This window comes from Exiguobacterium sp. s22 (assembly GCF_018617455.1).
GTDB lineage: Bacteria > Bacillota > Bacilli > Exiguobacteriales > Exiguobacteriaceae > Exiguobacterium.
Map to the genome: position 1 here is coordinate 1 of NZ_JACSKD010000014.1, position 12,424 is coordinate 12,424.

Sequence of the window (12,424 nt, forward strand, 5' to 3'; positions counted from 1 at the left end):
GCCGAACACGGAAGTTAAGCGTCTCAGCGCCGAAAGTAGTTGGGGGATCTCCCCCTGTGAGGATAGGACGTTGCCAGGCAACAACGCAGGACGACCGAGCATAGCGCTCGGTCGTTTTTTTACGTACATAATGAAACCGAGCTCCATGTTCTATCCGTCTACACGATGAAATTCCGAACAATTTGCATGTTATTCGAGTGAATGAACACAATTCTGAACTTTCTGAACATCGGGAATTGAATTGCACTTTTACGTTATACCTGTTACCATTACAGAAATATTTCGAAACAAAGATGTAGGTAGAACGAGAAAGGGGCCATCAATTTTTATGTGGGAAAATAAGTTTGCAAAAGAAGGTTTAACATTTGATGATGTATTACTCGTACCACGATTTTCAAATGTTTTACCCCGTGACGTTGATTTAAGCACGAAGCTCTGTGAAGGACTCGAATTAAATATTCCAATCATCAGTGCCGGCATGGATACCGTCACAGAAGCCCCAATGGCGATTGCTATGGCTCGTCAAGGTGGTCTGGGTGTCATCCATAAGAACATGTCGATGGAAATGCAGGCTGAGCATGTCGATCGCGTAAAGCGCTCAGAAAATGGTGTCATCACAAACCCGTTCTATTTAACTCCAGACCGTCAAGTATATGATGCAGAATACTTGATGAGTAAGTATCGTATTTCGGGTGTCCCAATCGTCAACTCAGAAGAAGAACGTCAATTGATCGGTATCTTAACGAATCGTGACCTTCGCTTCATTAAAGACTATTCGACGGTGATCAAAGATGTCATGACGACAGAGAACCTCATCACAGCAAAAGTGGGTACATCGCTTGAAGAAGCTGAACGTATCCTTCATCAACATCGTATCGAGAAACTTCCACTTGTCGATGAGAACGGCGTATTGAAAGGTCTCATTACGACGAAAGATATCGAGAAGGTCGAACAGTTCCCGAACGCTGCTAAAGATAAGCAAGGGCGTCTTCTTGTCGCAGCTGCAGTCGGTGTCACGAAAGATGCGGCTTCACGTGCTCAAGTTTTAGTTGAAGCAGGTGTGGATGCATTAGTCATCGATACGGCACACGGACACTCAGCAGGCGTACTTGAAAAAGTTCGTGAGTTACGTGACATGTTCCCGTCACTTCCAATCATCGCAGGAAACGTAGCAACTGCTGAAGCGACGCGTGCATTGATTGAAGCAGGAGCATCTGTCATTAAAGTTGGGATTGGACCAGGCTCAATCTGTACGACACGTGTTGTCGCTGGTGTCGGAGTTCCACAAATCACAGCAGTCTATGACTGTGTGACAGAAGCGAAAGAGCACGGTGTCTCAGTCATCGCTGACGGTGGAATCAAGTACTCTGGTGATATCGTCAAAGCCATTGCCGCTGGAGCCAACGCAGTCATGCTTGGAAGCTTGCTTGCAGGTGTGAAAGAGAGTCCAGGTGAGATGGAAATCTACCAAGGTCGTCAATTTAAGACATACCGTGGTATGGGATCGGAAGCATCGATGAAACGTGGTAGTCAAGACCGTTACTTCCAAGAAGCGGACAAAAAGTTCGTTCCAGAGGGTATCGAAGGTCGCGTCGCGTATCGCGGTGAACTAGCTGACACGGTCTATCAATTGATCGGTGGTCTTCGTTCAGGTATGGGATATTGCGGTGCTGCCGACATTCGTGCCCTTCGTGAAGACACACAGTTCATTCGTATGACAGGTGCTGGACTCCAAGAGAGCCACCCACACGATGTCAACATCACTAAAGAAGCACCAAACTATTCACGTTAATGAAAAGCCGCCATCCTGTTCACTCAGGATGGCGGTTTTTTGATTATTTTCGTTTTTCAACGAGGATGACGGTACCTCCCTGGTCTTGGGCTGGTAACGTGACGGTGACTTTCCCGTCTTTTTGTACCGTGTATGCTTTCCCGCTGTAGCGGTCGACCAATACCGTTTTTGGTTTGTACGCTGTCTTAAATGTGACTTGTTGGGTTTTCTCTTTCGTGTTCAACCCGACGAGAACGGACTGTTTGCCGTAGGCCCGCTCAAAGATTGAATACCCAGACGCAGCACTCACAGCGACGGATGAACGTGTTCCTTTGCTGAATACGTGAGAATAGTCTGCACGGATGTTCAACAATTTCTGGTAATGCGTATGCATCGCTTTTCCTTCCCCTTTGACACGTGACCAGTCGAAATCATAGCGATTTTCGTTGAACTCGCCTTTGTCCATATCCCCTGCATGTTTCCCAGATTGTCCGACCTCTTCCCCGTAATAGATGACCGGTTGACCTTTTGCCGTAATCTGAAGGGCAGCAGCGACCATTTGCTTGCCTGTGTCTCCACCTGCGCGCGAGACGAGGAATCCATCTTCGTCATGGCTACTTAAGAATTGTCCAAGCGTTGCTTCATTCGATAATTGGTTATTTCGGTATTGGAGCGCTTTTTCTACATCTTCAATGTTGCCGTTTACGAATCGCTCGGCCTGGTATTTAAAATCGAAGTCGAGCAAGGAATCCATTTGCCCGCTTCTCAAATAACCGCCTGTATTGTTGATGCTGGCTCCATAGTGTTCACCAATCAGTTTGAAATCTGGTTTGATTGTGGTCAGCTCATTTTTGAATGACTTCCACGTCGTTGAATCCACATGTTTGACTGTATCGACACGGAAATAGTCAATCGTATTTCCTTTTTTCGTCTTCGAACGTTTGATCCAATCGGTCTGCCATTTCACCAACTGTTCTCGAACGGCCGCTTCCTCTGTTTTGAAATCAGGAAGACCGGACAAGGACATCTTCAGGTCATCCCCGTCGACCGGATTCTCCCGAATCATGCCATCGAACACTTGACGTTCTGCGTCCGTCGGGAAATTCGTGACAGCTGAACTTGCACCCGATTCCATGCCGTAGCCTGGATGGTTCAAGACGACATCGACCATGATTTTGATGCCGCGCTTATGCGCCTCGTCAATCAATTTGTGGAATGCGGCCATGTCGCCGAGATGTTCATCGAGCTTCTCGAAGTTTTTCGCCCAGTAGCCGTGATACCCATATTGAGACCCGTCTTTTCCGTAACGTAAATCCCAATCGATGTTATCCACAATCGGTGTCACCCAGATGGTATTGATGCCGAGGTCATCTAAGTAATCAAGTTTTTTCGTGACACCCGCAAAGTCTCCACCATGGTATGATTCTGGGTGGTCTTGGTCATAATACTCACGGTTCGGGTTGTCGTTGGACAAGTCCCCGTTATAGAAACGGTCCGTCAACATGAAGTAGATTCGTGCCTCATCCCAATCAAAGGCTTGTTTGTCTTTCATCGTTTTCGGAACGACACGGATCGTGGTCTTCGAGCGATGGACATTTCCGTATTGGTCAATGGCTGTGACAGACAGTGTCTTATTTCCTGGTTTGACTGTATCTTTCACTGCGATGGTTTGAGCATTCAGTGCACGATCGATATGGAGCTTAGCAGGTCCACCGAGAGGTCGTGCATCGATATAGAGTTCACGAAGCGTCACGCCCTTTGGTAAGGTTGGCTTCACTCGTACGACGGCATTTTCGCGGGAACTAATCGCTTTTGGACTGACCGATGAAGTGAGTTTGACGGTCGGTTGGCGATATTCGATCTGGGAAGTCTCGAAATACGGATCTTTCAATTCAGTCGTCACCCCGTCTTTTGTGACGAGGTACGTGTAGTCATGAACGCCTTCAGGCAAACGTACTGTGTGACGGAACCATTCGTTGTCAGGCTCATACGTCATCGGATAAGTTTCCCCATTGATTTTGAGTGCGACCTTCTCGATGTCGCCCATTTTTCCAGATTCATAGAGCGCTACATCACGATAGAAGAAACTGATCCCATCGGTACCGTATACCGGTCCGTTGATTGTCGGAATTTGATGGAACACACCTTTCCCGCTCTCGACGATGACTTTCGTGACACGGTCTTCTCCAAGTGTGACGTATCTGTCTTCTCCATAAGCGTCCTTCACAACCCAATCCGTACCTTTTCGAATGACAAACCCGACTTTGGTGGCGTCTTGACCGACTGGGATTCGGAAGATGGCACCGTCCTCTGTGATGCGATACGGGTCAACTTGACCGTCTTTTTTGCCGGTGCTCCATGTCCACAGGTTCCAATCCGTATAATCACCATCCGCACGAACATACTTCATCTCGATATAACGAGTCGTTTCCCACGGATCGGCGATTTTGGTTGCTGTTTTGAACGTTGTCGTCAAGGCAGGGAGTGTCGTGTTCGAAAGTGTCCCCGTCACCGCATCCGCTGGGATTGTAGCCGTATAGGACGTATCGAGAGCGAGTGCCTCTTTCGGCTGGATTGTAACAGTTGCTCCGTTCGTCACCACGTCGACCGGGATCTGCGTTTCTCCTTGTTGTAGCGTGACTGCTTCAGCATCGAGACGGACGGGTTCGTTGAACGTCCATGTGATTGGGGAAGACACATCCACGTCGATTGAGGATGAAGCCGGGGTCACCGAAACGACTTCAAGCTGATCAATCGTCTCCACCCCTTTTAATGTGAAGGGAGCACTATACACAGATTGCGTCGACGGCGTAGCAGCGACGTTCCAGCTGTTTGCTAGTTGGTTTGCGGCGTTACTTGGAATCGTATCGAATGCACCATGCTCTCCCTCATTATTTCCGCTTAATACAGTCAAGGCACGCACTTGGTCTCCGTTGTTTAGCCCGAGTAAGGAGAGTGGAATCTTTCCTTCGAATCCTTTCGTTCGGTCCACTGCGAAAGCCGCCCCGTTCAATTGGTTCAATTGTAAGAGAGGCGTGTCCTGACCGGCCTTATAGAGGGCCGCTTCTTTGACTTTTTGATCGCCGTCGACACGAACGAGAATATGATATTGAGGTGCCTTGTCGACACCTGAAAAGTCGAATGGGTATCCGAGAGGATTTTTAGAAATGCCAGAATCTTCATCGTTAATTTGAAGGGCGATGTTAATGTATTGGCCATTGTCGCCCCAATTCGGGACATTGTTCGCATCTACATAAAAATAAAGGTGTTGAGCGTCGTTTTGTATGTATAAATCACCGACATCAAATCCTTGCCAACCCGTAGCAGGTGAAGTCGCGAGGGCTGGGATCGAGCTCCAGTCCGTCTTCGATCCGTCGATGGTCACAGTGGTCGGTTCCGCCAATGCGTTCATCGGGATACCGGCTTGAATGAGTAATGCACCCGAAAGAATCAGCGTTGAAGCCTGACGAGCGGTTGTTTTTTTCATGAGGCACCTCTTTCTGTCAAATGTATTTGCACAAATTTATGCAAACGTTTTCAAAAATAGTTTAGCGGAACTTGAAAGCGCTCACAATATGTTTTTGGAAAAATAATAAACCGCCTCTCCAAATTAAAGGGAGAAACGGTTAGGTTGAAGAAGTGACGAGCGTTCCTTTGACAATCAGGCGCTCTGTCGTATCGAACGTACATGTGATTAACGTGATCGTTGGAGTTGAGGTGTCATCCAATACATCGACCCGTTCAGGAGAGACCGTTTCAAGCGAAGTGACCACGTACTCATACGTTTGCGTTTCATCTTGAAGATAAATCGTCGTCCCTATCTCAATCTCATGGAGTGGACCGAATAGAGCGGTCGCATTTCGTAAATAATGCCCGGCGAGTGCATAATTCCCTTCGCCCATTCGCTGGTCAGGATGCATCGTTCCCGCTCCGACTGCCAAGCTTTCATCATCTAGCCCTTGAATGATTGGCAGTTTAAGTGAAACATCGGGAATGAAAATCACACCAATAGTCGGTAAATCATGAAATCGATTGCGCGCCTCTAAAACATCTTTTAGCGAGAGTGGCGTGACGGCCTCGAAATCATAACTTGGTTCAAATGCATCATCTGGCTGTACTTCCATATGTTCTATTACGTATTCACTAGTGGAACGGGTGATCGTATCTTTCCAAATCGAACTCGTCAGTAAGAGAATGCCGCTCCCGATGAGCAAAAACCCGATGAGCCATCGAAGTCGTGGATTCATGACTTTCCTCCTTTTACAACTGCCCACGCAAGCATCAACTGCTCAATCACGTCAGGTAACGTCGACTCAGACAAATGCGCAAACCCGAACAGAAATTGCTTGTTGGAATCTGGATGCACGATGCGATAGTCATTCATGGATTTAATGGCGATTCCGGCGGATTCGGCGGACTGCTTCAATTCTTGCTCCGTGCGCTCGGTGGCGATGGTCAACACGACGTGCAATCCGGCACTGGCTCCGGTCACGGTGACGGTCGGTTCGAATGGTCGGAAGGCAGCGAGGACACTTTCTAACTTACGACGGTATATTTTTCGCATCCGGTTCAAATGCTTCTCAAAGTCACCACTCGACATGAATAACGCCAACGTCTGTTGTTCGAATCGGGGAACGCTACAAGTGAAATAACGATGTCGTTCCCGATAACGGTTTAACAAAGGTGTCGGTAAGACCATATAGCCAATGCGTAAGGATGGCATGAGCGATTTTGAAAACGTACTGATGTAGATGACCCGTTCGTTCGGGTCCATGCTCTGAAGCGACGGAATCGGTTTGCCGCTATAGCGGAACTCGCTGTCGTAATCGTCTTCGATGATATACGTCTGATGGACGAGCGCCCAGTTCAACAATCGTTGTCGTCGACTGACAGATAGGACAGTCCCCGTCGGAAATTGATGGGCGGGTGTCACGTATAGTGCATCGATTGCATGACGTTCAAGTTCCTTCACACAGACGCCGCTATCGTCCACCGGAATCGGGATGGATGTGCGTCCTTGTTGCTCGAACAACAAGCGTGTGAGCGGATAACCGGGGTCTTCAATACCGAAGATGGACGAGTCAGGTAAGAGATTCGAGAGTTGGGGCAACAGTTGTTCCGTCCCCGAGCCGACGATGATCTGTTCCGGTGAGCACTGCACGCCGCGGGAGTGATAAAGATACGTGGCGATTTCTTGACGCAATTCAAGGTCTCCTTGAACGGAACCTAACGCAAGTAATTCATGATGCACGTCATCGACGACATGTTTGACGTGGCGCTTCCATCGCTCAAAGGGGAAGGCAGTCGTGTCGATTTGACTCGGTGAAACATCATACTCATACGTCTTCGGCGGTGGAGCGGGAGTGATTGTACTGCTCGATCGCCGGACGTACAGCTCTTCTTGTGGTAACACATAAAATCCTTTTCGAGGAATGGATTCGATGTATCCTTCGGCGAGTAACTGGGCATATGCGAACTCGATCGTTGTCTGCGACACATCTAAAAATTGAGAGAGCTTCCGTTTCGAAGGTAATTTCGATCCTGTCTTTAACGTATCATCGAGAATGGCGTCCCGAATATGTTTATACAATTGCTCGTAAAGCGGAATGGACGATTCTTGATCAAGCGATAAGGTAAGCATGTCCATGGTGTGACGTTCCTTTCTTTATGAACCCCAAAAGAAGTAGAGCATAAACCCAAGAATGATGAGGAAAGAGACAATCCCAGGTGTACCGAATGAGGCACGATGACCTCCATCGAACGAATCACGGTTTAACATACATATTCCTCCTTTATACTTCAACAGGTTCGTGATAGATGGAATGGAGTCCTTTATTTAAAACTGACCACTTTAAAAAATGAGAAACTGACACTTTTAATATAGTCAATTCAACTTATACTAGCAAGTAGAACACGAATCAATGGAGGGATTTCAATGGAAAAGAGACAAGTAGGGACAGATAAAGTAAAACGTGGGATGGCAGAAATGCAAAAAGGTGGCGTCATCATGGACGTCATCAACGCGGAACAGGCGAAGATTGCGGAAGCTGCCGGGGCTGTAGCTGTCATGGCGCTCGAACGTGTACCATCGGATATCCGTAAAATGGGTGGCGTTGCCCGCATGGCCGACCCGACAATCATTGAAGACGTCATGGGTGCAGTATCTGTACCGGTTATGGCAAAATGCCGAATCGGACATATCGCTGAAGCACGTGTCCTTGAGTCGATGGGGGTCGATTTCATTGACGAGAGCGAAGTATTGACACCAGCCGACGAAGAGTTCCACTTGTACAAGCGCGACTATACGGCACCATTCGTATGTGGGGCACGCGACCTCGGTGAAGCAGCCCGCCGGATCGGTGAAGGGGCAGCAATGATTCGTACAAAAGGGGAGCCAGGAACAGGGAATATCGTTGAAGCGGTTCGTCATATGCGTACCGTACAAGCGCAAGTGAAACGTCTCTTGTCGATGAGTGTGGATGAAGTCATGACAGAAGCGCGCGACCTCGGTGCACCGTTTGAAGTATTGATGCAAATCCGTGAAGCGGGCCGTCTTCCGGTCGTAAACTTCGCAGCAGGTGGAATCGCGACACCAGCGGACGCGGCCTTGATGATGCACCTCGGAGCAGACGGAGTCTTCGTCGGATCAGGAATCTTTAAAGCAGAGAACCCGGAGAAATTCGCACGTGCCATCGTTGAAGCGACGACGTACCACGATGACTATGAGCGGATTGCGAGCTTGTCAAAAGGATTGGGTGAGGCGATGAAAGGACTCGATGTCCGCACGCTCAAAGAAGAAGAACTCATGGCACCACGAGGCTGGTAACATGGTGACGATTGGCGTATTAGGAATGCAAGGGGCGATTCGCGAGCATGTTCGCATGCTAGAAGCGCTAGGTGCTCGAACTGTTGTCGTTCGTTCGGTAGAAGACTTGGAGTCAATCGACGGACTCGTGTTACCAGGTGGAGAAAGTACCGCAATGCGTCGACTGCTCGATCGGTATGGATTACTTGAACCACTTCGGAACATGGAGACGTTACCGATGTTCGGTACATGTGCCGGCATGATTCTTCTCGCGAACGAAGTCGAAGGTTATGATGCGCACTTGAAGAAAATCCCGATGACAGTAAAGCGCAATGCGTTCGGACGTCAGGTCGACAGTTTTGAAGTCGATCTTCCGGTAAAAGGAATCGATGAGCCAGTCGAAGCTGTCTTTATTCGTGCCCCACAAGTGGCGCGAGTTGAACCGGAAGTAGATGTGCTCGCTGAAGTGGAGGAAGCGATTGTAGCCGTTCGCTATAACCAATACCTTGCTTGTTCGTTCCATCCAGAATTGACGGAAGATTTATCGTTGCATCGCTATTTCATCGAGATGGTGAAAGAAAATCAGAAGCAATATGCATAAGTTTGGAGGACCTCATAAAAAAGGGGTCCTTCAAACTTATTTTTTGTTACACTGAAACAAGAATCGTATAGAAAGGGGAAACGATGTGAAGGCCCGTTATTTCATCATCTTACTCACATTCGTCTTCGTCATGCAGGCAATCCTGCCTTCGGCTGTCTCTGCAACCACACCGAAAGTGGATGCGGCGAGCGCGATGCTTGTAGACGTGACGACAGGACAAGTTCTATTTGCTAAACAAGAGGACTCGATGCTGCAGCCAGCTTCAATCACGAAGCTAATGACAGTATTTTTGACACGCGAAGCGATTGAAGCAGGGAAACTCAGTTGGAAACAAGAAATCACACCGAGTGACGCCGCTCTTGCCCTCACGAGAAAGCCGGGATTGGCAAGAATCCCGCTCCTAAATAAACCATATACCGTTAAAGAATTGTATGATGCCGCATTGATTCGCTCCGCAAATGAAGCAGCCGTGACACTCGCGGAAGCCGTATCGGGTTCGGAAGAGGCATTCGTCAAAGAAATGAATCGCCGGGCTGATGAACTCGAGATGACCCAAACCACATTTGCGAACGCATCAGGTCTCGATTCTGAATCGGCAGGTTTACCTGGTGATAATTTGACGTCTGCTAAAGATTTGATGAAGCTAGCGATCGCTTTTTTATCAACTTATCCTGAAGTGCTCGACGTGACGAAGCGAACGTATGTCGATGTTGATGGAGTTCGATTCGATGCGACGAACCGTATGTTGACTGGTCGCGACCTCGCATATCCAGGGATGCTCGGCTTTAAGACGGGAACGACGAACGAAGCTGGGTATTGTTTTGTCGGCGTGTCAACGCGAGATGGGCGAACTGTTCTTTCGGTCGTATTAGGTGCGACATCGGATGAAGGACGGTATGCCGCAACGAAAGCGTTACATGACTATGCGTATACAGATTTCGTCATGACCCCGATTTTGCGAACGGGTGAGACCGTTTCGAAAATGGCGTCGGTCTCACAAGGTGAGGAAGAACAGGTGGCAGTTCGAACGACGAATGACTTTGAAGTGTTAGTCGAGAAAGGAAAACCTGTTCCTGAGGTAAAAGTTGAATTACTCGATTTAGAGGCCCCGGTCAAAATGGATACGCAAGCAGGAGTGGTCACCATCGATTCTTCGGAACACGTTCGTTATTTAGAAGGGGAAGTTCCCCCGAAGGTGACACTAGTCACAGCGGATTCCATCGATACAGCTTCATTCTTGACGAGGATGACACGAGCTTTTTTAGATTTCCTCGATCAAATCCGACTCGCACTTGGAAAAATCAGTCTTGTCGAACAAGAACAGATGTTGTAAAGTAAGATTAATTCAATGACAGATGCGATGATGAGAATAAGTACGTTATGTACATCTACTGACAGAGAGCTAGTGGTTGGTGTGAACTAGTGAGATGGTGTAACCGAATCGGCCTCGGAGCATTGACTTGGAAACAAGTCACGTTTGCACACGTTACGTGCATCGAGTGGCTCAATTGTTTGAGCAACGAGGGTGGCAACGCGGATCCAAGGTGGTTCGTCCCTTTCCTACGGGAAAGGGACGTGCCACCTTTTTTATATGAAAAAGGAGGAATAGCAATGTTAGACATTAAACGTTTGCGACAGGATTTTGAAGGAATTAAAGAAAAGTTAGCACACCGAGGGGAAGACTTGAGTGCACTTGACCGTTTCCCACAACTAGAGGAGAAACGCCGTGACTTGATCAACGAAGTGGAAGTGAAGAAAGCGAAGCGCAACGAAGCGACAAAACAAATCGCTGAATTGAAGCGGAACAAAGAAGATGCGGAAGGTCCGATTTTAGAGACACGCCGCCTCGGTGATGAAATCAAACTATTGGATGAAGAGTTACGCGAAGTTGAGGCAGAGCTTAACTTGATCTTACTCAGCATCCCAAACATCCCGCATGAATCAACTCCAATCGGAGAAACGGAAGATGATAACGTGACGATTCGTGAAATCGGGACGAAACCTGATTTTGATTTCGAGCCGAAACAACATTGGGACGTGATGGAAGATCTTCAAATCGTCGATGTCGAGCGCGCAGGAAAAGTAACAGGTAGCCGCTTCGTTTTCTATAAAGGATTAGGTGCTCGCTTAGAACGTGCCCTCATCAACTTTATGATGGACCTTCATTCAGATGAGCATGGATATGCCGAGGTATTACCACCTTACATGGTCAATCGTGATTCAATGACAGGGACGGGTCAGCTTCCTAAATTTGAAGAGGATGCTTTTAAAGTAGCAGATACGAACTACTTCCTCGTTCCGACGGCTGAAGTACCGGTCACGAACATGCACCGTGAAGAAATTCTTCCGGAAGCACAGCTTCCAATCGCATATACAGCATACAGCGCGAACTTCCGCTCTGAAGCCGGGTCAGCGGGACGTGACACGCGCGGTTTGATCCGTCAGCACCAATTCAATAAAGTCGAGCTCGTCCGCTTCGTGAAACCGGAAGAGTCTTATGAGCAATTGGAGTTGTTGACAGGTCATGCCGAAGAAGTGTTGAAACGTCTTGGTCTTCCGTATCAAGTGCTCAGCATGTGTACGGCAGATCTCGGATTCACTGCCGCGAAAAAATACGATATTGAAGTATGGATGCCGGCACAAGGGGTCTATCGTGAGATTTCTTCTTGTTCAAACTTTGAAGATTTCCAAGCGCGTCGTGCGGGAATTCGTTTCCGTCGTGATGCCAATGCGAAACCGGAGTTCGTGCACACGTTGAACGGTTCAGGATTAGCTGTCGGTCGGACGGTCGCAGCGATTTTGGAAAACTATCAACAAGCGGATGGATCGGTCGTGATTCCAGAAGTCCTTCGTCCTTACATGGGTGGAAAAGAAAAGATTGAAATGCCGAACTAAACGCTTGAGCAGCCTCGATTTTGAGGTTGCTCAATTTTTTTAATGTTTTTTCACAAAAGGGTTTGACATCTGTCTCTTCAGTTGGTACTATAAATCATGTCGAGCGACACTGTTGCTCCCGAATTGCATATGAGCTTTGGAGGTGTACCCAAGTGGTTTAAGGGAACGGTCTTGAAAACCGTCAGGGGTGTAACAGCCTGCGTGGGTTCGAATCCCACCACCTCCTCCATTTCTTTTTTGGAGGCTCACACAATTCTATATCTTTTGGAGGTGTACCCAAGTGGTTTAAGGGAACGGTCTTGAAAACCGTCAGGGGTGTAACAGCCTGCGTGGGTTCGAATCCCACCACCTC

The 12,424-nt window shown here is 48.1% G+C and carries 8 protein-coding genes, 2 tRNA genes, 1 rRNA gene and 1 other annotated feature; of the genes, 8 read left to right on the forward strand and 3 right to left on the reverse strand.

Annotation, left to right across the window (positions count from 1 at the left end; translation table 11 throughout):
- Both rrf and guaB read left to right on the forward strand, forming a co-directional pair.
- Nucleotides 1-79 (forward strand): 5S ribosomal RNA (rrf, locus tag KNO94_RS15495); the annotation flags it as partial.
- A 249-nt stretch (nucleotides 80-328) separates the two neighbouring features.
- On the forward strand, nucleotides 329-1,792 hold the full coding sequence (guaB, locus tag KNO94_RS14805; RefSeq protein ID WP_078145949.1) for an IMP dehydrogenase: 1,464 nt from the start codon (nucleotides 329-331) through the stop codon (nucleotides 1,790-1,792).
- Between the two features lie 43 nt (nucleotides 1,793-1,835).
- Here guaB and KNO94_RS14810 read toward each other — a convergent pair whose 3' ends face one another.
- From KNO94_RS14810 to pdxR, 3 genes are all read right to left on the reverse strand, one after another.
- Complete coding sequence (locus KNO94_RS14810; RefSeq protein ID WP_214780932.1) at nucleotides 1,836-5,258, reverse strand: alpha-amylase family glycosyl hydrolase; 3,423 nt, start codon at nucleotides 5,256-5,258, stop codon at nucleotides 1,836-1,838.
- 139 nt (nucleotides 5,259-5,397) lie between these two features.
- A complete protein-coding gene (locus KNO94_RS14815) occupies nucleotides 5,398-6,018 on the reverse strand; it encodes a class A sortase (RefSeq protein WP_214780933.1) in 621 nt (206 codons plus the stop codon).
- Nucleotides 6,015-7,418, reverse strand: a complete 1,404-nt coding sequence (pdxR, locus tag KNO94_RS14820; protein ID WP_214780935.1) for a MocR-like pyridoxine biosynthesis transcription factor PdxR — start codon at nucleotides 7,416-7,418, stop codon at nucleotides 6,015-6,017. Before pdxR ends, KNO94_RS14815 begins: the two co-directional genes overlap by 4 nt.
- A 288-nt stretch (nucleotides 7,419-7,706) precedes the next feature.
- Between pdxR and pdxS the strand changes: the two genes are divergently transcribed.
- The 6 genes from pdxS (at nucleotide 7,707) to KNO94_RS14850 (ending at nucleotide 12,424) form a co-directional block, all read left to right on the forward strand.
- Nucleotides 7,707-8,597 (forward strand): pyridoxal 5'-phosphate synthase lyase subunit PdxS, encoded by an 891-nt coding sequence (pdxS, locus tag KNO94_RS14825; protein WP_214743127.1) that lies wholly within the window; start codon nucleotides 7,707-7,709, stop codon nucleotides 8,595-8,597.
- A gap of 1 nt (nucleotide 8,598) precedes the next feature.
- Nucleotides 8,599-9,177, forward strand: a complete 579-nt coding sequence (pdxT, locus tag KNO94_RS14830; protein ID WP_214780937.1) for a pyridoxal 5'-phosphate synthase glutaminase subunit PdxT — start codon at nucleotides 8,599-8,601, stop codon at nucleotides 9,175-9,177.
- A gap of 85 nt (nucleotides 9,178-9,262) precedes the next feature.
- The gene (locus tag KNO94_RS14835; protein WP_214780940.1) at nucleotides 9,263-10,510 is read left to right on the forward strand and encodes a D-alanyl-D-alanine carboxypeptidase family protein; all 1,248 of its coding nucleotides are present in this window, start codon (nucleotides 9,263-9,265) and stop codon (nucleotides 10,508-10,510) included.
- Nucleotides 10,511-10,528: 18 nt separating this feature from the next.
- Nucleotides 10,529-10,737, forward strand: a binding site (T-box leader).
- Nucleotides 10,738-10,788: 51 nt separating this feature from the next.
- The gene (gene serS / locus KNO94_RS14840; RefSeq protein WP_214743130.1) at nucleotides 10,789-12,072 is read left to right on the forward strand and encodes a serine--tRNA ligase; all 1,284 of its coding nucleotides are present in this window, start codon (nucleotides 10,789-10,791) and stop codon (nucleotides 12,070-12,072) included.
- 138 nt (nucleotides 12,073-12,210) lie between these two features.
- Nucleotides 12,211-12,301: transfer RNA gene (locus KNO94_RS14845), tRNA-Ser, on the forward strand.
- 37 nt (nucleotides 12,302-12,338) lie between these two features.
- Nucleotides 12,339-12,424, forward strand: a tRNA-Ser gene (locus tag KNO94_RS14850).

Bases quoted from the DNA above. Each gene is read 5' to 3' on its own strand.
- KNO94_RS14810 (WP_214780932.1), bottom strand. From the start codon at position 5,258: ATGAAAAAAACAACCGCTCGTCAGGCTTCAACGCTGATTCTTTCGGGT.
- pdxS (WP_214743127.1), top strand. From the start codon at position 7,707: ATGGAAAAGAGACAAGTAGGGACAGATAAAGTAAAACGTGGGATGGCA.
- guaB (WP_078145949.1), top strand. From the start codon at position 329: ATGTGGGAAAATAAGTTTGCAAAAGAAGGTTTAACATTTGATGATGTA.
- pdxT (WP_214780937.1), top strand. From the start codon at position 8,599: ATGGTGACGATTGGCGTATTAGGAATGCAAGGGGCGATTCGCGAGCAT.
- pdxR (WP_214780935.1), bottom strand. From the start codon at position 7,418: ATGGACATGCTTACCTTATCGCTTGATCAAGAATCGTCCATTCCGCTT.
- serS (WP_214743130.1), top strand. From the start codon at position 10,789: ATGTTAGACATTAAACGTTTGCGACAGGATTTTGAAGGAATTAAAGAA.
- KNO94_RS14815 (WP_214780933.1), bottom strand. From the start codon at position 6,018: ATGAATCCACGACTTCGATGGCTCATCGGGTTTTTGCTCATCGGGAGC.